General features: G+C 58.0%; 20 protein-coding genes. All 20 read right to left on the reverse strand.

The annotated features are described in order from the left end of the window. Positions 1-372: 372 nt before the first annotated feature. Positions 373-1,776 (reverse strand): HlyD family type I secretion periplasmic adaptor subunit, encoded by a 1,404-nt coding sequence (locus JJQ76_RS15845; protein WP_210397907.1) that lies wholly within the window; start codon positions 1,774-1,776, stop codon positions 373-375. Further along, complete coding sequence (locus JJQ76_RS15850; protein ID WP_210397908.1) at positions 1,773-4,052, reverse strand: type I secretion system permease/ATPase; 2,280 nt, start codon at positions 4,050-4,052, stop codon at positions 1,773-1,775. The genes JJQ76_RS15845 and JJQ76_RS15850 overlap by 4 nt, the downstream gene beginning before the upstream one ends. A gap of 279 nt (positions 4,053-4,331) precedes the next feature. Beyond that, positions 4,332-4,931 carry a hypothetical protein gene (locus JJQ76_RS15855; protein ID WP_210397909.1) on the reverse strand — a complete coding sequence of 200 codons (600 nt, stop codon included), beginning with the start codon at positions 4,929-4,931 and terminating at the stop codon, positions 4,332-4,334. A gap of 172 nt (positions 4,932-5,103) precedes the next feature. After that, entirely contained in the window at positions 5,104-5,508 is a 405-nt protein-coding gene (locus JJQ76_RS15860) for a hypothetical protein (protein ID WP_210397910.1), read from the reverse strand. Between the two features lie 72 nt (positions 5,509-5,580). Then, entirely contained in the window at positions 5,581-6,864 is a 1,284-nt protein-coding gene (locus tag JJQ76_RS15865; protein WP_246481037.1) for a Do family serine endopeptidase, read from the reverse strand. Positions 6,865-6,959: 95 nt separating this feature from the next. After that, positions 6,960-8,795: a glutamine--fructose-6-phosphate transaminase (isomerizing) gene (gene glmS, locus JJQ76_RS15870; RefSeq protein ID WP_210397911.1), complete on the reverse strand. Its 1,836-nt coding sequence runs from the start codon at positions 8,793-8,795 to the stop codon at positions 6,960-6,962. Between the two features lie 32 nt (positions 8,796-8,827). Then, positions 8,828-10,189 carry a bifunctional UDP-N-acetylglucosamine diphosphorylase/glucosamine-1-phosphate N-acetyltransferase GlmU gene (glmU, locus tag JJQ76_RS15875; RefSeq protein WP_210397912.1) on the reverse strand — a complete coding sequence of 454 codons (1,362 nt, stop codon included), beginning with the start codon at positions 10,187-10,189 and terminating at the stop codon, positions 8,828-8,830. 99 nt (positions 10,190-10,288) lie between these two features. Next, complete coding sequence (locus JJQ76_RS15880; protein ID WP_210397913.1) at positions 10,289-10,714, reverse strand: F0F1 ATP synthase subunit epsilon; 426 nt, start codon at positions 10,712-10,714, stop codon at positions 10,289-10,291. Positions 10,715-10,748: 34 nt separating this feature from the next. Next, positions 10,749-12,128, reverse strand: a complete 1,380-nt coding sequence (gene atpD / locus JJQ76_RS15885; RefSeq protein ID WP_210397914.1) for a F0F1 ATP synthase subunit beta — start codon at positions 12,126-12,128, stop codon at positions 10,749-10,751. Between the two features lie 37 nt (positions 12,129-12,165). Next, a complete protein-coding gene (atpG, locus tag JJQ76_RS15890; protein ID WP_210397915.1) occupies positions 12,166-13,029 on the reverse strand; it encodes a F0F1 ATP synthase subunit gamma in 864 nt (287 codons plus the stop codon). A 66-nt stretch (positions 13,030-13,095) separates the two neighbouring features. Then, positions 13,096-14,640, reverse strand: coding sequence for a F0F1 ATP synthase subunit alpha (gene atpA / locus JJQ76_RS15895; RefSeq protein WP_210397916.1), 1,545 nt, complete (start codon positions 14,638-14,640; stop codon positions 13,096-13,098). Positions 14,641-14,656: 16 nt separating this feature from the next. Further along, a complete protein-coding gene (locus JJQ76_RS15900; protein ID WP_210397917.1) occupies positions 14,657-15,193 on the reverse strand; it encodes a F0F1 ATP synthase subunit delta in 537 nt (178 codons plus the stop codon). 16 nt (positions 15,194-15,209) lie between these two features. Continuing rightward, positions 15,210-15,680, reverse strand: a complete 471-nt coding sequence (locus JJQ76_RS15905; RefSeq protein WP_210397918.1) for a F0F1 ATP synthase subunit B — start codon at positions 15,678-15,680, stop codon at positions 15,210-15,212. Between the two features lie 51 nt (positions 15,681-15,731). Further along, the gene (atpE, locus tag JJQ76_RS15910; RefSeq protein ID WP_210397919.1) at positions 15,732-15,968 is read right to left on the reverse strand and encodes a F0F1 ATP synthase subunit C; all 237 of its coding nucleotides are present in this window, start codon (positions 15,966-15,968) and stop codon (positions 15,732-15,734) included. Between the two features lie 52 nt (positions 15,969-16,020). Next, complete coding sequence (gene atpB, locus JJQ76_RS15915; protein ID WP_210397920.1) at positions 16,021-16,881, reverse strand: F0F1 ATP synthase subunit A; 861 nt, start codon at positions 16,879-16,881, stop codon at positions 16,021-16,023. Positions 16,882-16,895: 14 nt separating this feature from the next. Further along, a complete protein-coding gene (locus tag JJQ76_RS15920) occupies positions 16,896-17,249 on the reverse strand; it encodes an ATP synthase subunit I (RefSeq protein WP_210397921.1) in 354 nt (117 codons plus the stop codon). 221 nt (positions 17,250-17,470) lie between these two features. After that, complete coding sequence (locus JJQ76_RS15925; protein ID WP_210397922.1) at positions 17,471-18,343, reverse strand: ParB/RepB/Spo0J family partition protein; 873 nt, start codon at positions 18,341-18,343, stop codon at positions 17,471-17,473. A 17-nt stretch (positions 18,344-18,360) separates the two neighbouring features. Then, entirely contained in the window at positions 18,361-19,134 is a 774-nt protein-coding gene (locus JJQ76_RS15930; RefSeq protein ID WP_210397923.1) for a ParA family protein, read from the reverse strand. 19 nt (positions 19,135-19,153) lie between these two features. Next, positions 19,154-19,780, reverse strand: coding sequence for a 16S rRNA (guanine(527)-N(7))-methyltransferase RsmG (rsmG, locus tag JJQ76_RS15935; RefSeq protein ID WP_210397924.1), 627 nt, complete (start codon positions 19,778-19,780; stop codon positions 19,154-19,156). Further along, positions 19,777-21,684: a tRNA uridine-5-carboxymethylaminomethyl(34) synthesis enzyme MnmG gene (mnmG, locus tag JJQ76_RS15940; protein ID WP_210397925.1), complete on the reverse strand. Its 1,908-nt coding sequence runs from the start codon at positions 21,682-21,684 to the stop codon at positions 19,777-19,779. Before mnmG ends, rsmG begins: the two co-directional genes overlap by 4 nt. Between the last annotated feature and the right edge of the window lie 50 nt (positions 21,685-21,734).

Here is a 21,734-nt window from a genome sequence, read left to right on the forward strand (position 1 = left end):
CTCCCTTCGTTATTAGGCCAGTGGCGTTTGATCGACATAGGTCTCCTCCCGCGCACAGGTTGCGCAGAGGCATGATTCAAAAATGGATAGAGAGATGAAGCAACGCACGCAAACGACACTTGCCGGAGAGCGCGTTGAACAGTTTCATTAAGGCGTGGCTAGTTTCAGCGCAATCAGAAGAGCAGAAACACAACACATCCTTGCGTCGCTTTAAAATCATCCATTGATAATTTTTCACATTAATTGAGATTTACTACAACATCAAGACAATCAAAACAGTTGTATTAAAACTATGTAAATTACCTATTTTATAATTAGATAGCAGTTTGAATTCTCATAACTGCAAAATAAGCGGTTTACTAAAACCAATGATTACCTCTCCCTCACACTCTCCTGCCGATACCGCAGCAGGGGCGCCAGAAAATATTCAATTAGCTGCCGGGTGCCGGTTTTCACCTCGGCGGTGACCGCCATGCCCGGAATCAGTCCGACCCGATTGCCTTCCACATCGAGCCAGTCTCGGTTCAGCAGCAGTTTCACCTTGTAGATCAGCCCGCGCTCTTCGTCGGCGAGGGCGTCGGCGCTGACCTGAATCACCTCGGCCTCGATCAGGCCATACTTGGTGAAGGGGAACGTGTGGACCTTGACCGCCGCCGGCATCTCGGCTCGGACAAAGCCGATATCCTTGTTGGCGAGATAGGCCTCCACTACCAACGTCTCTTCGCGGGGGACGATCTGCAGCAGCGGCTGGGCGGGGGTGACCACCTCTCCCTCGGCGGCCAGCACCAGTTCCTTGACGATACCGTCCACGGGGGCGTAAAGGATCTGGCGCTGGTTACGGTCCTCGGCCTTGGCCAGCTCCTCTTCCAGCGCGCTGGCCTGACGCTGGCTTTCCGCCAGCGCTTCAAAGGCGCGGCTGCGGGATTCGGCGTTGAGCACCTCGCGCTGGGCGGTGATCTCGGCTAAGGCGGCGTCCAGCTGACGCAGGCGGGCGCGCTCCTCCACCAGTTCCTGTGCGTTTTCGACCCGCTCCTCCTCCAGCTCGAGGAACTGCAGCCGTGCCGCCATCTTACGTTCGCTGAGCTGCTTGAGGGCGTCGGCGCGTTCGGCGATCAGCGGCAGGGTGGCACCGAGGCGGGCGATGCGGGCGCGGCTGGCGTCCTGCTCCGCCTCGCGTGACGAACGGGCCTTGTCCAGCGCCTTAAGCTGGGCCTGATACTGGGCCCACTGCTGGTCAAACAGGCTCTGCTGCAGCAGTTGCTGGGCCGGCGTGGCCTGTGTGGGCCAGCTGATGGGCTGTTCCGCCGGGCTCAGCGCCCGGTCTGAATCGATCAACCGGGTGGCCAGCGCCTGCTGGCGGGCCAGATTAAGCCGGGTGGTGAGCAGTTCATGCTGCAGCCGTTGCTGGTCGGCCTGGGTCTGGGTGGCATCCAGCTCCACCAGTGGATCGCCGGCGCTGACCCGTTGACCGTCGCTCACCAGTATGCGGCTGACCACGCCCTTTTCCAGCGGCTGTATCGGCTTGACCTTGCCGCTGGGAACGATCTTGCCCTCGGCCACGGCGACGATATCCACCTTGCCGACGCAGGCCCAGAGTACCGCGATGATAAACAGGGCCATCAGGGTCCACATCAGCAGTCGACCCAAAGGGGAAGGAGGGCGAGCCTGGATCTCCAGCGCAGCGGGAAGAAATTCCAGTTCCTCACGGGCGAGGTTACCGTCGCCGATGCTTGCGCGATTGCGCCAAACGTCCAACAGATTGCTCAACAGACTCATCGCGGCTGCCCTCCCTGCGGTTGGGCGGAAGGCGGAGCGCGCCGGATATCTTGCTGCTTGAGCTGCTGTTTGATCTGCTCCCTGCGCGCGGCAGCATCGGGCAGGTCACTCTGGAAGCTGTGCAGGCGAGCATACTCACCACCACGTGCTATCAGCTGATCGTGGCTGCCTGCTTCGACGATCCGCCCCTTGTCCATAACAATAATGCGGTCGCACTGGCGCACGGTGCTGAGGCGGTGGGCGATGATAAACAGGGTGCGCCCGCGGCTGATGGCGGCCATGTTGTTCTGGATGATGCGCTCCGATTCATAATCGAGGGCACTGGTGGCTTCATCAAAGATCAGGATCTTGGGATCGGATATCAGGGCGCGGGCGATGGCGATGCGCTGGCGCTGGCCGCCGGAGAGGTTACAGCCATGCTCGCCCACCGGGTTGTCGTAACCTTCGGGCAGTTCGAGGATAAATTCGTGGGCGCCGGCCAGTTGGGCGGCACGAACCACCGCTTCCATCGGCAAGCCGGGATTGGCCAGGGCGATGTTTTCACGGATGGAGCGGTTGAAAAGGAAATTTTCCTGCAACACCACGCCGATATTGCGCCGCAGCCAAGCGGTATCGACCATGGCCAGATCGACGCCATCCACCAGCACCCGCCCGGACTCCGGTACGTAGAGGCGCTGTACCAGTTTGGTCAGGGTGCTCTTGCCAGACCCGGAGCGACCAACGATGCCGACCACCTCACCCGGTTTGACCTGCAGATCGACGTTGTTGAGGATCTGCGGGCCATCGGGGCGGTAGCGGAAGCCCACGTGTTCAAAGCTAACCGCTCCTTTGAGGCTGGGCAGGGTGCTGCGATTAGGGTTGTAGCCTGGTTCACGCGGGGTGTTGAGAATGTCGCCCAAGCGCTGCAGCGAGATGCCCGCCTGCTGAAAATCCTGCCACAGCTGCACCAGCTTGAGGATCGGTCCGGTCACCCGCCCGGCGATCATGTTGAAGGCGATCAACTGGCCTACCGACAGATCGCCGCCGATCACCAGGTGCGCGCCCCACCAAATAATGCCCAGCGTCGTCAGCTTGCTGATAAAACCGGCCACCTGATTGGCGATATTGTTGAGGTTCTGGCTACGGAATGAGGCGGTGACGTACTTACTGAGTTGGTCTTCCCAACGGCGCTGCATCTGTGGTTCCACTGCCATCGCCTTGAGGGTTTCGATGCCGGTGACGGATTCCACCAGAAAGGCCTGGTTTTCGGCACCGTGCTTGAACTTCTGATCAAGGCGGTGACGCAAAATCGGGGTGATGAACAGCGACAGAATCACGTAGCAGGGCAGGGTTGCCAGTACGATCAGGGTCAGGGTGGGACTGTAGTACCACATCACCGCGAAGAACACCAAGGTGAAGGAGAGGTCGATCACCAAGGTCAGGGCGGTGCCGGTAATGAAGTTGCGGATGGTCTCCAGCTCGCGCACCCGGGCGACACTCTGTCCCACCTGGCGGGCCTCGAAGTAGGCCAGCGGTAGCGCGGTGAGGTGGTTGAACAGTTTGGCCCCGAGGGCGACATCGACGCGGTTGGCGGTGTGGGCGAAGAGATAATGCCGCAAGCCGCCGATGGTGGCCTCAAAGAACGCCAGAACAAAGAAGCCGAACGCCAGTACGTCCAGGGTGGTAAAACCCTGGTGGACCAGTACCTTGTCCATCACCACCTGAAAGAACAGCGGCGTGGCCAGGGCAAACATCTGGAGGAAAAAGGAAGCGGTGATCACCTCGGCAAAGTGCTTGCGGTATTTCACCAGCGCCGGAATAAACCAGCTTAGATTGAATAGCTGATGGCCCTGTCCCTGACCGCCACGCAGGGTGAGGCGGATCAGTTCACCGGACCAGAGATCGCTGAATTCCTCTGCGGTCAGGGTTTCCGGTGCCTGGCGATCCATCCGCTGCACCAGAACGCGGCGCTCGTCACCGGGCCCGGTCGATTCTCCAGGTTCAGACACTTTGGCGATAATAAAGTAGTGGCCATCCTGGCTGCGACCGATGGCCGGCAGGGTGCGGTTATTCAGACGATCCGCAGAGATCGTGCTCGACTGGCCGCGAAAGCCCAGAGCTTTGGCGGCACGAAGCAGATCCTGGGAATTCAGCGTCGCTTCGTCGCGACCAAACTGGTGCTTGAGCTGGGCTGCTTCAGCAGGTAAACGGTGAAAACGGGCGATGGCAACCAGACAGTGGAGGCCGGAGTCAAATACAGCGTGGCCTTCGGCCTTTTGACGGTCGTGCGGATCCATCGCGAGTCACAGTCCTTGTTAGTACGCGTCGAGAGACCCTGCAAAATAATCAATTTTGATCTTTGATTCAAGCCAAGATTTTGACAGGAATGGTCAATCCACTGCTGATTAATAATTCAATAAAATCAGCATATTTTGATATAAGTAATTCTTATTTAGGAGCCTTTTTAGGGGTTGCCACATGCGGCGACGTATAGATAACGCTGCAGGGGGCGGCAAGATCTGGCTGGAAAACGCGCCGGGGCAGGGCAGCCGGTTTTATATTCGACTGCCAGCCGCTCAGACGGAGATAGGGCCAGCGAGCTGATCCCGCCAGTCCGTGCCGCAACCATCGATCAGCCACAAGTTATCGCTCAGGGCCTGCCGCCGGCATAATGGCCGGTCGCTAGCCAACCACCAGCTCCACCACATTTTGCTGTAGCTGATATCCGCCCCGTCAAAACGCCATACGCTATAACGTTGGTCAGCATCTACCACCGGGTAACAAAGAAACAACCGGTCCGGTGAGGCGTCAGCGCGCGCGATCATCTCATCCCGCGTCAACGGCTCCATCAGCTGAGCCTTCAACCGCTGGCGCACCGCGTCTGGCAGCTGCACCTCAATTCCCCAAGGACGCTCCTCGACACCCATGGTCTCACCAGCCTGCTCGGCTATCCGCCGCGTCCACTTGGCCATCAACGCCTGTAACCGCGTGTAGAGACGAGTGTAGGCGGGATCCAGCAGTTGTCGCCGCCCTTCAGCTAGCGCCGGCGACATCGCTTCATCGTCATCCATCAGCTTCTGAAACCGATACAGTTCCGCCAGCGCGCAGTTGAGAATCCATGCCTGGTTACCCAACTCCACCAGCTCATGGCTGTAACTTTCCCTATCAACGTTCACGGATGTTGATGCTCCTACCAATTTCCATACGGGTTAAGGTATCAATTTCAAACGATTTAAAGGGGCCATAGGCCCTATTGGAAACACGCGATAAAGCGCTCCACGTACATTAATGCAGCGGAATGGCTACTACGGTCAAAGCACCAAGGCTTAAGCTTTGCGCACTGCTGTTCTATAGGTTCAGCAATGCCAGTTTGTCTTCCAGCTGTGTCCGGAGTGATGCCTCGTCGCTACTCAGGCGCGCGACCTTGAGTGGCTTGCCATCGCCATCCAGCAGCAGCGCCAGACCATTCGCCAAACGATGCCGACGCGCAAAGGCCTGGCCGTCGGGGGTACCCAGATCGGCAACCACAAACCGCAGCTGATCGGCGTAATCATGGCGCAGGCTATTAAGTTGATTCAGCGCCGCGCCACTGTCAGGCGAATAGTTTTCATAGGCCAGTACCAAGGTGGGCGTCCCCTGGCCAACCACTGACAGATCACTGCTCATGGGCGTAAGGAATTTCTGCGTGGCGAACAGGCCACCGGCGACGATGACGACCAGCGCCATCAGGGTAAGAGAGATACGTTTCAACATAAGCCGGTCATCCTGCTACTAGAGGGCTCAGCATCGATTGACCGGTAAAGGCGCGATTAATTCCCCGCAGATCTAGTCCAGCGCGACAAAATAGGGGCCACCACGACGATTGACTACCAACAGCAGTCCGCGCTGCTCCTTGACCGCTGTCGCCAGCTCATCAACACTGCGCACCCGCTGCTGATTGACCGACACGATCAGATCACCCGGACTAAGCCCCTTGGCGGCCGCATTGGAATCGCCTCGCACTGACAGCACCGGGATACCCGGCAACTCCTGATCGCCGTTAAAAACCACACCGGCAAACAAGGGATTCAGCTGAACGCCTTCGACGGTCAGCCGTTTGGGCTGGTCAAGCGTCGCGCTCACCGTCAGCCGCTGTTGCTGTCGCAACAGGGTTAGCTGCAGGGTCTCTTCCAGGGTCAACACACCCAGTTGCGCCTTCAAATCGGCGGCGTTGCGAATACTTTGGCCGTTGATGGCAACGATAATATCAGCCACCTGCACACCCGCTCGGGCTGCTGCCGACCCCGGTTTGACCTGACTCACCAGTACCCCGTTTGCCTCTGCCGGTAACCCGAATGCACGCGCCAGCGACGGCGTCATATCCTGGACCGAGACCCCGAGCGTGCCGCGGCTGGCATCACCCTTGGCCGCCAGATGATCGCTGATCGCCTTGGCCATGTTGGCCGGAATGGCAAAACCGATACCGCTGTTACCGCCGTTGGGGGCCAGAATCGCGGTGTTGATCCCCACCAACTGGCCTTGCAGGTTAATCAATGCGCCACCGGAATTACCGGGATTGATGGACGCGTCGGTCTGGATGAAGTCTTCATAGTTCTCGATCCCAAGCCCGGTGCGTCCCAGCGCGCTGACGATACCGCTGGTCACCGTCTGCCCCAGCCCGAACGGATTGCCCACCGCAATCACAAAGTCCCCCACCCGCAACCGGTCCGAATCAGCGAGCGGCAGCGCCTGCAGTTTATCGGCGTCAATCCGCAGCAACGCCAGATCCACCGCCGGATCGCTGCCAACCAGTTCGGCGTCGAACTGGCGCTCGTCCACCAGCGTGATGCGGATCCGCTCCGCATCACCCACCACATGGTGGTTGCTCAGGATCAGCCCCTCCGCGGCGTCAATAATCACGCCGGAACCGGTGGAGCTTGGACGATTGCTGGTAGCCGGCGACTTTGAGCCACCAAAGGTGACGATATTCACGACCGCAGTAGAGACCCGCTCCACTAGCGGCGCTAGGCTCGGCAAGGGATGGCCGGCAGAGTCAGTCTCCGGCAGCGCCGCCGAGGCAGATGTCATCCCCAGTAACAGGCAAAACAGGCAGGAGAAGAGACGAGTCATGGCGGCTATCCGTAGATGAAGATCATGGCACGACAGCAAAGCAGTCAGTGCAGCAATTTCGGCCCGCCACACAGATGTGGCAGGCCTGTTCAGGGTTACTCGACCGTAACCGATTTAGCGAGGTTGCGTGGCTGGTCCACATCGGTGCCTTTCAACACCGCCACATGATAGCTCAGCAGCTGCAGCGGCAGGGTATAGACCAGCGGATCAAGCAGGGTATGTGATTCAGGCACCGGCAGTAGTTGCAGTCCCTCTTCAGCGACCATGCCCGCATCCTTGTCGGCGAACACGAACAGCTCTCCACCGCGGGCACTGACCTCCTGCATGTTGGCTTTGAGCTTTTCCAGCAGGCTGTTGTTGGGCGCCACCACGATCACCGGCATCTCTTTGTCCACCAGCGCCAGTGGGCCGTGCTTGAGCTCGCCCGCGGGATAGGCTTCGGCGTGAATGTAGGAGATCTCCTTCAGCTTCAGCGCGCCCTCCATAGCCACGGGGTACATGGCACCGCGGCCAAGAAACAGGCTGTGGTTCTTGTCGGCAAACTGCTCCGATAGCGCTTTGATCGGCTCATCCAGCGCCAGCACTTGGGTGAACAACGCCGGTAACCCCCGGAGACAACCAACCAGCTCCGATTCCACCGCCGGATCGAGACCATGGCGGCGCCCCAATACCAGCGTGGTCAACAACAGGGCCACCAGCTGGCTGGTAAAGGCCTTGGTAGAGGCGACACCGATCTCGGGGCCGGCGTTGGTCATCAACGCCAGGTCGGACTCACGCACCAGCGAACTGCCGGGCACGTTGCAGATGGTCAGACAAGCAAGAAACCCCGATTCCTTGGCTTCGCGCAGCGCTGCCAGGGTGTCGGCGGTTTCACCGGACTGGGAGATGGTGACGAACAGACTGTCGGGCAGGGCAACGGTCTTGCGGTAGCGGTACTCACTGGCCACCTCCACCTGACAGGGGATGCCCACCAGCTCTTCGATCCAGTACTTGGCGATGAGACCGGCATGATAGCTGGTACCGCAGGCGATAATCTGTACCGCCTTGACCCGGTCAAACACCGCCCGCGCTTCGGCACCGAACGCCTCTTCATAGACCTTGTCACTACCCAGACGTCCTTCCAGTACCGCCTCGACGACGGCCGGTTGCTCGTAGATCTCTTTGAGCATGTAGTGGCGGTACTCGCCTTTGTCGGCGGCATCCTGACCGTGTTCAAACCGTTGTACCGGGTGACTGGCGGTTTCACCAGCGCGGTCGCGAACGACGACGCCATCAAGGGTGACCTCGGCCAGATCACCTTCATCGAGGTAGATAAACTGGTCGGTGACCTGTAGCAAAGCCAGCGGATCAGAAGCGATAAAGTGCTCGCCGATGCCCACCCCCAACACCAGCGGACTGCCCATGCGGGCGGCCATCAATAGGCCCGGCTGCTCGCGATCCATGATCGCCAGCGCGTAGGCGCCGTGCAGCTGGGCGATGGTAGCTTTGACCGCTGCGGGAAAGGCCACCCCCTGTTGCAGCTGGTCATAGACGAGGTGAGCGATTACTTCGGTGTCGGTATCGGAGGCGAACTGATGCCCTTTGGCCTGCAAATCGGCCTTCAGCTGCTCAAAGTTTTCAATTATGCCGTTATGCACGACGGCGATCCGGGAAGAGGCTACATGGGGGTGAGCGTTGCGCTCCTCCGGCTTGCCGTGGGTTGCCCAGCGAGTGTGGGCGATGCCGATGGTACCATCGAGAGGCTCCGCAGCCAGCGCATTCTCCAGCTCAGCAACTTTACCGGAGCGGCGGGTACAGGCGATTGCGCCACTGGCACGATCAAGTACCGCGATACCGGCGGAGTCATAGCCGCGATATTCCAGCCGTTTAAGCCCTTCCAGCAGGATGCCGGTGACATTCCGTTGCGCGATAGCGCCGACGATTCCACACATAGGTCGTTCTCCGTTTCTGTTCCTGCTTGCGGTTACTGCTTGCTCGGTCGCTTCCAGTTCTTGAGGTTAGCTTGTCGGCCTCGAGCCACCCCCAGCTCTCCGTCTTCGATAGCTTTGGTAATCGTCGAACCGGCACCGGTAGTGGCTCCCGCTCCAACCCGTACCGGCGCCACCAGCGAGGTGTTGGAACCGATAAAGGCACCATCGCCGATCTCGGTCTGGAACTTGTTGACCCCATCGTAGTTGCAGGTGATGGTACCCGCACCGACGTTGACCCCCTTGCCCAGGGTAGCGTCGCCGACATAGCTGAGGTGATTGATCTTGGAGCCTTCGCCCACCAACGCTTTCTTGGTTTCGACAAAGTTGCCAATCTTGGCGTTGTTGGCCAGCCGCGTGCCGGGACGCAGACGCGCAAAGGGGCCGATATCACAGCCTTCAGCCACCTGACTTTCATCTAGCATCGAGTGGGGCTTGATCACCGTACCCGCGCCCACCTCGCTATCCTTGATCACGCAGTTGGCACCGATCACCACGTTGTCGGCGATCCGTACCCGGCCTTCCAGAATGACGTTGATGTCGATGCTGACGTCGCGGCCGATCTCGATATCGCCACGAAAGTCCACCCGCTCCGGATCTGCCAGTGTGACCCCCTCGGTCATCCAGTGTTCCGCCTGTCGGCGCTGGTACCAGCGCTCCAGCTCAGCCAGCTGCAGACGATTATTAACGCCCTGAACCTCCTGCTCGCAGGAGGGTTGGATAGCGTCGATGGTTTCACCGGATTTGGCGGCCATGGCAATAATGTCGGTGAGATAGTATTCGCCCTGTGCATTGTCAGAGGACAGCTGCGGCAGCCACTGCTTCAGCCAGCGCGCCGGCAAGGCAAGAATGCCGGTATTGATTTCACGGATACTCAGCTCGGCTTCGGAGGCGTCTTTGTGCTCGACAATGGCGGTTACGCGGTGGTCGTGGTCACGCACGATGCGGCCATAGCCCGTGGGATCCGCCAACTCGACAGTCAGCAGTGCCAGCTTGCCCTGACTGGCGCTCTTCAACAGCTGGCGCAAAGTCGGCTCGGCGATCAGCGGCACATCCCCATAGAGGATCAGCACCGTGCTATCGGCATCAACCGCAGGCATCGCCTGATCAACCGCGTGGCCGGTACCCAACTGTTCTGCCTGTTCCACCACTGACAGCTCACGCCCCGCCAGGTAGTCACGCAGCTGATCACCGCCATGACCCACTACGACGTGCAGAGCGCTCGGTTTTAGTCGTGAGGCGGTATCCAGTACGTGGCCTACCATCGGCTTACCCGCGATCGGGTGCAGCACCTTGGGTAGACGAGACTTCATCCGTGTCCCCTGGCCGGCGGCCAGTACGATAACTTCCATCGACATTTAGCGCTCCTCTGATGGGCTCGTTAAAATCTTTCAGGCAAAAAAAAGGCGACCTGCAGGTCGCCTTTTATTGTAAATAAACTCGGAACGAATCCCGAACTATTTACCCAGTTTTTTACGGATCTGACGAAGAGTCCGCAGCTGAGCTGCCGCCTCTGCCAGCTGGGAAGCCGCACGGGAGAATTCAAACTCCGCGTTTTGATCGTTAAGCGCTTGTTGCGCATGACGTTGGGCTTCTTCAGCAGCTGCTTCGTTCATATCCGCCGCACGTAGCGCGGTATCCGCCATAATGGTGACCTTGCTGGCTTGCACCTCAAGGAAACCACCGGAAACGTAGAAGATTTCTTCTTCACCGCCCTGCTTCTTGAGTTCTACAGGACCCGGTTTGATCTCCGTCAGCAGCGGAGCATGACCCGGGGTAATCCCCAGGTCACCCAGGCTACCTGTCAGTGAGACGAACTCGATCAGGCCGGAGAAGATCTGCTCCTCCGCACTTACGATGTCGCAATGAACAGTCATAGCCATCTTAGTACCCCTTAGTTAGTAGGGGCTAAGAGCATTACTTCATGCCCTTAGCTTTCTCCACTGCTTCTTCGATACCACCGACCATGTAGAACGCCTGCTCAGGCATGTCATCATACTCACCTTCAAGGATGCCCTTGAAGCTGGAGATGGTGTCCTTCAGCGGGACGTACTTACCGGGAGAACCGGTAAAGACTTCTGCTACGAAGAACGGCTGAGACAGGAAGCGCTGGATCTTACGCGCGCGGGATACCACCAGCTTGTCTTCTTCAGACAGCTCGTCCATACCCAGAATCGCAATGATATCCTTCAGTTCCTTATAACGCTGCAGGGTACCCTGAACGTTACGGGCCACATCGTAGTGCTCCTGACCGATAACCAGTGGATCCAGCTGACGAGAGGTGGAATCCAGCGGGTCTACAGCCGGGTAGATACCCAGAGATGCGATGTCACGAGACAGTACCACGGTCGCATCCAGGTGCGAGAAGGTGGTGGCCGGAGACGGGTCGGTCAAGTCATCCGCCGGTACGTATACCGCCTGGATAGAAGTGATAGAACCGGTCTTGGTCGAAGTGATACGCTCCTGCAGAACGCCCATCTCTTCCGCCAGCGTCGGCTGGTAACCTACCGCAGAAGGCATACGACCCAGCAGTGCTGATACTTCGGTACCCGCCAGGGTGTAACGGTAGATGTTGTCGACGAACAACAGTACGTCACGACCTTCGTCACGGAACTTCTCTGCCATGGTCAGGCCGGTCAGGGCCACACGCAGACGGTTTCCGGGGGGCTCGTTCATCTGACCGTAAACCAGAGCTACTTTGTCCAGTACGTTGGACTCTTTCATCTCGTGGTAGAAGTCGTTACCTTCACGAGTCCGCTCACCAACACCCGCGAACACGGAGAAACCGCTGTGCTCGATGGCGATGTTACGGATCAGCTCCATCATGTTTACGGTCTTGCCTACACCGGCACCACCGAACAGACCAACCTTACCACCCTTGGCGAACGGGCATACCAGGTCGATAACCTTGATGCCGGTTTCCAGCAGCTCGTTAGAGGCTGCCTGCTCTTCGTAGGTGGGGGCCTTACGGTGAATGGGCATACGCTCTTCTTCACCGATCGGGCCAGCTTCATCGATGGGCGTACCCAGTACGTCCATGATCCGGCCCAGAGTCTTGATACCCACCGGTACCATGACCGGCGCGCCGGTATTAGTGACTTCCAGACCACGGTTCAGACCTTCGGTCTGGCCCATGGCGATAGCGCGAACGACGCCGTCACCCAGCTGTTGCTGGACTTCGAGAGTCAGATCGTTGGAGTTTACCTTCAGCGCGTCATAGACATTCGGTACTACGTCGCGCGGAAACTCAACGTCGATAACGGCACCGATGATTTGTACGATACGTCCGCTACTCATGTTTGTTTCCTCTTAAACCTTGTTCACCTGTAAGCCGTTAAACGGCCGCGGCACCACTCACGATCTCGGAGATTTCCTGCGTGATCGCGGCCTGACGCGCCTTGTTGTAAACCATCTGCAGTTCGTCGATGAGATTACCGGCATTGTCGGTAGCGTTCTTCATCGCGAGCATACGCGCAGCTTGTTCACAGGCGTTGTTCTCTACCACTGCCTGATACACCAACGATTCGATGTAGCGGGTGAGAAGTCCATCCAGGAGCTCTTTTGCATCGGGCTCATAGATGTAATCCCAGTGGTGGCTGAGAGTATTGTCGTCATCCTCTGCTTTCAGGGGCAGGAGCTGCTCGACAACGGGTTCTTGCGTCATCGTGTTCACGAACTGGTTATAAACGATGAACAACTGATCGATCTTGTGCTCGGCGTACGCGTCCAGCATGACCTTGACGCTACCGATCAGATCGCCGACTTCCGGCTGGTCGCCCATGCCAGAAGCCGCCGCAACCACGTTACCGCCGTAGTTACGGAAGAATGCACCCGCTTTGGAACCCAGTGCGCAGATGTCGATATCGACATGCTGCTGGTTGAGTTCGCTCATGGAGCGCACCATGGTCTTGAAGCAGTTGACGTTCAAGCCGCCACACAGACCACGATCAGTTGATACAACGATATAGCCAACCCGCTTTACATCCCGCTCCTGCAGATACAGGTGCTTGTATTCAGGATTCGATTTAGCCAGATGAGCGATCACACCGCGCATGCGATCCGCGTAAGGGCGGCTCGCTTGCATGCGGTCTTGGGCTTTACGCATCTTCGACGCAGCAACCATTTCCATGGCACTGGTGATTTTACGCGTACTGCCGATACTCGCTATCTGGGTTTTGATCTCTTTTCCGGCTGCCATATCTTTCTGCCTTGTAGAGTTCTACCTAGAGGCGTGGGCCGAAAGCGTTGCTCCCGGCCGTCGAAATTACCAAGTCTGGGTAGACTTGAACTTCTCTACGCCTGCCTTGAACTGCGCAGCGATGTCATCGTTGTAGTCGCCGCTTTCGTTGATCTTGCCCATCAGATCTGCGTGCTCGGCGTTGAAGTACGCCAGCAGAGCAGCTTCGAAAGAGCCGATCTTGTTCAGTTCAATACCTTTCAGGTAACCCTCGTTGGCACAGAACAGCACCAGACCCATCTCAGCGATGCTCATGGGCGAGTACTGCTTCTGCTTCATCAGCTCGGTTACGGCCTGGCCGTGCTCGAGCTGGTTACGGGTCGCTTCGTCCAGGTCAGAAGCAAACTGGGCAAATGCCGCCAGTTCACGGTACTGAGCCAGAGCCAGACGGATACCACCACCGAGCTTCTTGATGATCTTGGTCTGCGCTGCACCACCTACACGGGATACAGAGATACCAGCGTTCATCGCAGGACGGATACCGGCGTTGAACAGGTCGGACTCAAGGAAGATCTGACCATCGGTGATGGAGATTACGTTGGTCGGTACGAACGCGGATACGTCGCCACCCTGGGTTTCGATGATCGGCAGCGCGGTCAGAGAACCGGTCTTGCCTTTCACTTCACCGTTGGTGAACTTCTCTACGTACTCTTCGGATACACGGGCGGCACGCTCGAGCAGACGGGAGTGGAGGTAGAAAACGTCACCGGGGTAAGCTTCACGACCCGGCGGACGACGCAGCAACAGAGAAGTCTGACGATAAGCCCAAGCCTGCTTGGTCAGGTCATCGTAGATGATCAGTGCGTCTTCACCGCGGTCGCGGAAGTATTCGCCCATGGTGCAGCCTGCGTAAGCAGACATGTACTGCATGGAAGCCGGATCGGCGGCGCCGGCGTTAACGATGATGGTGTGATCCATCGCGCCGTGCTCTTCCAGCTTGCGTACTACGTTGGCGATGGTGGACTGCTTCTGACCGATCGCTACGTAGACACACTTAACGCCGGTGCCTTTCTGGTTGATAATGGCATCGATCGCTACTGCGGTCTTACCCGTCTGACGGTCACCGATGATCAGCTCTCGCTGGCCACGACCAACCGGAACCATGGCGTCGATCGCCTTGTAACCAGTCTGTACCGGCTGGTCAACGGACTTACGCCAGATTACGCCCGGTGCAACCTTTTCGATCGCGTCAGTTTCTTTCGCGTCGATCGGGCCCTTACCGTCGATCGGGTTACCCAGTGCGTCAACGACGCGGCCCAGCAGTTCGGGGCCAACGGGTACTTCCAGGATGCGACCGGTACAACGGGCAGTCATACCTTCTTTCAGTCCCAGGTAATCACCCAGAACAACCGCACCTACAGAATCTCGCTCCAGGTTCAGAGCCATACCGTAGACGCCGCCGGGGAATTCGATCATCTCCCCGTACATTACTTCAGCGAGGCCGTGGATACGTACGATACCGTCAGAAACGCTGACAACGGTACCTTCGTTCTGGGCCTGAGAAGAGATATCGAGTTTCTCGATACGCTTCTTGATAATTTCGCTGATCTCAGATGGATTCAGTTGCTGCATGCTTTATCCCTCTCGCTCAGGATCTCAGTGTTTCTGACAGCTTGGCCAGCTTGCCGCGAATAGAGCCGTCGATGACCAGGTCACCGGCGCGGATTACCGCACCACCGATGAGGCTTTCGTCTACATCGCTGGTTACGCTCACTTCACAGGCCAGCTTTTTGCCGAGCGCCTGAGCTAGCTTGGTCTGTTGCTCTTCGTTCAATTCGAAGGCGGTGGTCACTGCCACGTCGATGCTTTGCTGCATCTGGGCCTTCATCACGTCGAACAACGCAGAAATTTCCGGTAGTACGGGCAGGCGCTTGTTCTCCGCCAGAATGCGGATGAAGTTTTGCGCTTGTTCGTCCAGCTTGTCTGAACAGATCTCCAGCACCAGCTCCGCTTTTGCGTCGGAGCCGAGCGCCGGGTTGTTCAGCAGTTTAGAGACCTGCTCGTCCTGCACTGCCTGGGCAGCCAGAGCCAGCATGTCAGACCACTTGTCTAAAGCCTGCTGCTCAACGGCAGCTTGAAACGCAGCTTTGGTATAGGGTCGAGCGACTGTACTTAGTTCAGCCATCGTTCACCTCGCTTCGTTAAAGCTCCGCTGCCAGCTTCTCAACAAGTTCAGCCTGGGCCTCTTTATCAACGGATTTCTGCAGAATCTTCTCCGCTCCGGCAACCGCCAGCGCAGCCACTTGGGCACGCAGCGCTTCACGGGCGCGGTTTACTTCCTGCTCGATCTCAGCTTTAGCCGCAGCTTTCAGGCGATCGCCTTCGGCCAGTGCAGCATCTTTCGCTTCGTCGACAATCTGGCTGGCACGCTTGTTAGCCTGCTCGATAATGGTTGCCGCTTGCTCTTTGCCTTCACGCAGCGCCTGAGTGGCTTTTTCTTTTGCCAGCTCTAGGTCACGTGAGGCACGCTCAGCAGCGTCCAAGCCATCGGCAATCTTCTTCTGACGCTCACGCAGAGCCGCAGTGACCGGAGGCCACACGAACTTCATGCAGAACCAGGCGAAGAAGAAAAACGCTATGGCTTGACCAATGATTGTTGCATTGATATTCACGCCAACACCTCTCGTTACTCTTGTTCAGGTATGAGTTGAAAGGGTGATGGCTTACGCTGCAGCAACCACGAACATGATGTACATACCGATACCAACGCCGATCATCGGGATCGCGTCGACCAGACCCATTACGATGAAGAACTGAGTACGCAGCATCGGGATCAGTTCCGGCTGACGAGCACCGCCTTCCAGGAATTTACCACCGAGGATACCGATACCGATCGCAGCACCAGTTGCGCCCAGACCCATAACCAGAGCACCAGCCAGGTATAACAGAGCAGCTTCCATTGTTTTCTCCTATTAAGAGTTTAAGTTGCAAGTTTGAAGTTAAAGTAAAACCTTAGTGTGACTCGTGCGCCATGCTCAGGTACACGACGGTCAGCACCATAAAGATGAATGCCTGCAGCGTAATTACCAGGATGTGGAAGATCGCCCAAGGTACGGACAAGATCCACTGGGCCCAGAACGGCAGCAGCGCAATCAGAATGAAGATCATTTCACCGGCGTACATGTTGCCGAACAGTCGCAGGCCGAGAGAAACCGGCTTGGCCAGCAGGTTAACCCCTTCCAGGAACAGGTTGGCGGGAATCATGTACTTGCCCAGCGGTTGCAGGGTCAGTTCACCGATAAATTCGCCCACCCCTTTTACAGTCAGGCTGTAGTAAAGGATCAGTGCGAATACGCTCAGAGACATGCCCATGGTGACGTTAACGTCGGTAGAAGGCACGATCTTGAGGTAGGGTACACCCAGCTGTGTGGCCAGGTAGGGAATCCAGTCGACCGGAATCAGGTCCATCAGGTTCATCAGGAAAACCCAGACGAAGATGGTCAGCGCCAGCGGGGCAACGAACTGGTTGCGGGCATGGAAACTGGATTTGACGTTGTCATCAACGAACTCGACGATCGACTCGACAAAGTTCTGCAGTCCACCGGGAACGCCCGCGGTAGCCTTGGTAGCCGCCTTGCGGAACAGCCAGATAAAGAACAGGCCCAGGCCCACAGAGAACAGCATAGAGTCCAGGTTGATCGCCCAGAAGCCCATGGTAGCGGCTTCGTTACCGTGAGCGATGGTCCAGGTACCGCCCTCACCGACCACTGAACCGTCATAGCGCACAAAGCCTTCCGGCAGCTTGCCAAACGTCAAGTTGGTCAGGTGGTGGATGATATACCCGGAGGTCGTGAGTGCACCTTCTGCAGCCATGATTTCCTCTCAGTCTAATTTCGATAAAGTTTTTGATTCTGTACGATCGGCGCCAGCCACGCGGACAGCTGCAACACAATAAAAACGCCAAATAGGGGAAAGGGCTCAATCGGTTTCACCAAGGTGAAGACCAGGCCAAACAGCACCATGGTCAGAGCCATTTTCCATATTTCGCTTTTATAGAGCTCCCGCAGGATCGCGCGTATGTTATTGGAATGGTTATGCGACAGAACCTGTTTTGCCTGGTAAAGGGCGGGCAGTAGATACACCAGGCCTCCGAGTAGTGCCGAGTAGCCCCAGGCCATCCCTTTCAACCCGCCCGCGAGCAGACTGACGACGACCGTAAGCAGTATCTGAGCGGCTAACATCCGCTGGATAATGCTCCGCTGGCGACGGCTGGTTGTGCCCCTGTTAGTCATTTCTGGCACACCTGCTGACACTGCGATCTGGGTCCAATTCCCCGGGCAAGCTACCTCACCCCCCTTCAACCGAACCGGGATTATAGGGAGATTGCCTAGGTACATCAACTGAATTTAGGGGATTAGCACTAAGGTAGTAGGGGGGCTGAAACGACCGTTTTCCGGGCAATTCAGCCCTCGATCCGCGACAGGATTGACTCCAGATCATTGAGTGATCCGTAGCTGATGGTGAGCTTGCCGTCACCGCGCTCGCCATGATTTATTCGTACCTTGAGGCCCAGGGTAGAAGCCCAGCGCTCCTCCAGCGTCTTGACCCCGGTGTCCGGCTCCGGCTTGGGCTCGCTCTTGGCCGGCTGCTGGAATCGTTTCACCAGCTCCTCGGTCTGGCGTACCGACAAGCCGCGCGCTACCACCTCTTTGGCAGCCTGCAGCTGGCGCTCGTTGTCGAGACTTAGCAACGCACGCGCATGCCCCATCTCCAGATCACCATACTCCAGCATGCGCTTCACTTCAGGTATCAGCTTCATTAACCGCAGCAGGTTGGTGACCGTGGTGCGCGACTTACCCACCGCTTCAGCAACCTTGGCCTGGGTCAGTTCGAACTCGTCCATCAACCGCTGCAGCGCCGTTGCTTCTTCGATCGGATTGAGGTCTTCACGCTGTATGTTTTCGATCAGGGCCATGGCGATGGCGGCTTCGTCGGCGACTTCGCGAATCACCACCGGAATCTTCTTCAGCCCCGCCATCTGCGACGCCCGCCAGCGGCGCTCACCGGCGATGATCTCATACCGGCCCATATCCACCGGACGCACCACAATGGGCTGAATCACCCCCTGTACCCGGATAGAGTTGGCCAGATCTTCGAGCGCTTCGGGATCCATATCACGCCGGGGTTGGTAAACCCCGCGCTGGATCTTGTCGATCGCCAGCTCCATCAAGCTGTCAGACTCGGCGGCGGGAGTCACTACAACCGGACGCTCGTCCAGCGACGCACCACCCAGCAGCGCATCCAATCCCCGTCCCAGACCCCGTTTCTTAGCCATGTGCGTGTTCCTGTTCTTCAGGCCGGCAGATCTGCACGGCGATTCATCTCTCCGGCAAGGGCCAGATAAGCCACCGCGCCGCGGGAGTACCGATCATAATGCATGGCCGCCTGGCCATGGCTGGGTGCTTCTGCAAGCCGTACATTGCGTGGAATCACGGTGCGATAAACACGTTCGCCAAAGTATTCGACCAGCTGACCGGAAACCTCGCGGGTCAGCCCGTTACGGGGGTCAAACATGGTACGCAGAATCCCTTCGATACGCAGTTCCGGATTGAGCGAGTGGCGGATCTTTTCGATCGTACTCATCAGCGCCGATATTCCCTCCAGCGCGTAATATTCGCACTGCATCGGAATCACCACGCCGGTTGCCGCCACCAGGGCGTTGACCGTCAGCATGTTCAGCGATGGCGGGCAATCGATCAGAATGTAATCGTACTGCTCGGCGACCGCACTAAGCGACGATTTGAGCCGGAACTCCTTGCGCTTGGCGGCGATCAGCTCCACTTCAGCCGCGGTCAGGTCACCGTTGGCCGGGAGCAGATCAAAGCCACCACTGGTTTCCGCGGTGATCGCCTCCTGAATCGGGATACGACCGGTCAGCACGTCATAAACCGACAACTCCAGCGCCGATTTATCGACCCCGGCCCCCATGGTGGCGTTGCCCTGCGGGTCGAGATCTACCATCAGGACCTTGCGCTTGGTCGCTGCCAACGACGCGGCCAGGTTGACGCAGGACGTCGTCTTGCCGACACCGCCTTTCTGATTGGCTACCGCCAGAATCTTGGTCACGCCCGGATCTCCTTGTCGATCAAGCCGCTCGTTCCAGAATTAACAGATGCCGTTCACCGTCGGTATCCGGTACAAGCAAGCGATGCGCCGCCTGCAACCGAACCCCTGGCGGCAATGCATTCAGTTCCTCTTCGGGATACTGCCCTTTCATCGCCAGAAAACGCCCCTGTTCAGCACACAGGTGGTCGGTCCAGCGCAGCATATCCTCAAGCGAGGCAAAGGCACGCGACACCACCTCGTCGAAAGGCTCCGCGACGCAGCTTTCGGCCCGTCCGCCGACAATATCGAGGTTGGTCAGTCCCAGCTCAAGTTTGGCCTGCTGCTGAAAGCGGGTCTTTTTGCCGTTGCTGTCCAGCAGGGTGAAGGAGCGTTGCGGTTGGATGATTGCCAGCGGAATGCCCGGCAATCCGGGGCCCGAACCGACGTCGATAACACGTGCTCCCTGCAGGTAACCGGCGATACTGAGGCTATCGAGCAGATGGCGACTGACCATCTGCCGAGGATCCCGAATTGCGGTCAGATTATAGGCGCGATTCCATTTATGCAAGAGCGCCAAGTAGCCAAGCAGTTGCTCGATCCTGGCGTTATCCAACGCCAGCCCCATTGCGTTCAGGCCCCGCTCCAAGGTGGTTCGTAACTCGGTCATGCGCCTGAATCCCCGGCTGCGCGCAGCGCCTGTTGCTTGCGCTCCAGTTTTTTCAGATGCACCAGCAACAACGACACCGCCGCCGGAGTCATCCCCTGCAGGCGGGCAGCAGCACCAAGAGTTTCGGGACGAGCCTGGGCCAGCTTACTGCGCAGCTCGTTAGACAGCCCGTCGATAGCGGCGTAATCGAGTTCAACCGGTAAGCGGGTGTGCTCCTGACGCTTGAGCCGTTCGATCTCATCCTGTTGGCGACTGATGTAGCCGGCGTACTTGACCTCGATCTCCACCTGCTCGGCGACCCGCTCATCGATCTCGACAGGGCCTGCCAAATGCCCCAGGTCGGCATACTCCAGCTCGGGACGCTTGAGCAGGTCCAGCAGGTTGTACTCCCGTGCCAACGGACTGTTGAGTTTGGGGGCCAGCACCTCGGCAGCTGCAGATGTGGGTTGTACCCAGCTGCTGCGCAAACGCTCGGTTTCACGGGCAATCCCTTCACGCTTTTCACAGAAGGCTCGCCAGCGCGCTTCGCCTACCAGGCCGATCTCCCGCCCCTTTTCGGTGAGACGCAGATCGGCATTATCTTCACGCAGGATCAGGCGGTACTCGGCCCGGCTGGTAAACATGCGATAAGGCTCTGAGGTACCGAGGGTGATCAGGTCATCCACCATCACGCCGATGTAGGCCTCATCGCGACGCGGATACCAGGGATCTTTGCCCTGAGCTCGCAACGCCGCGTTAGCCCCGGCAAGAAGCCCCTGCGCACCGGCTTCTTCGTAGCCGGTGGTACCGTTAATCTGGCCGGCAAAATAGAGCCCCTGAATCAGGCGGCTTTCCAGCGAATGGCGCAGATCCTGCGGGTTGAAATAATCGTATTCGATAGCGTAGCCGGGGCGGGTGATATGGGCGTTCTCGAACCCCTTCATCGAACGCACAAGCTGCAGCTGAACATCAAAAGGCAGGCTGGTCGAAATACCGTTGGGGTAAAGCTCGTGGGTGCTCAATCCTTCCGGTTCGACAAAGATCTGGTGCGAATTCTTGTCCGCGAAACGCACGATTTTATCTTCGATCGAAGGACAGTAGCGAGGGCCTACGCCTTCGATCACCCCGGTGTACATGGGGGAGCGGTCCATACCGCCGCGAATGATCTCGTGGGTGCGTTCGTTGGTATGGGTGATGTAACAACTGATCTGGCGCGGGTGATCTGCAACCGAGCCAAGGTAAGACATCACCGGCAACGGGGTATCACCCGGTTGCTCCTGCATTACCGAAAAATCGACACTGCGGGCGTCGATGCGTGGTGGGGTTCCGGTTTTCAGGCGATCAATCCGCAGTTCCGTCTCCCGTAACCGTTGTGCCAGCGTGCTTGAAGCCGGATCGCCAGCACGACCACCGGTATGGTTCTGCAAACCGATATGAATCAGACCGCCCAAAAAGGTTCCTGCGGTCAGCACCACGGTCGGGGCCATGAACCGCAACCCCATCTGGGTGACCACACCGCGTACTTGATCACCCTCGAGAATCAAATCATCCGCCATCTGCTGAAAGATCTGCAGGTTGGGCTGGTTCTCCAGTATCTCACGGGCAACCGCTTTGTAGAGCTGTCGATCGGCCTGCGCTCGCGTGGCCCTTACTGCGGGTCCCTTACGTGAGTTCAGCACCCGGAACTGAATCCCGGCACGGTCGGTGATCCGCGCCATGGCACCATCCAGCGCATCAATCTCTTTGACCAGGTGACTCTTACCGATGCCGCCGATGGCGGGGTTACAGGACATCTGCCCCAGAGTCTCGATATTCTGGGTCAACAACAAGGTGCGGCTTCCCATCCGCGCAGCCGCCAGAGCAGCTTCGGTACCGGCATGTCCTCCGCCGATCACGATGACATCAAAACGTTCGGGAAAATCCACCTTGCTAACCTCTATCGACCGATTGTGGCCGCTCAATTCAAACAGGCGCC

Source organism: Motiliproteus sediminis (assembly GCF_017912535.1).
Taxonomy (GTDB): Bacteria; Pseudomonadota; Gammaproteobacteria; order Pseudomonadales; family Balneatricaceae; genus Motiliproteus; species Motiliproteus sediminis.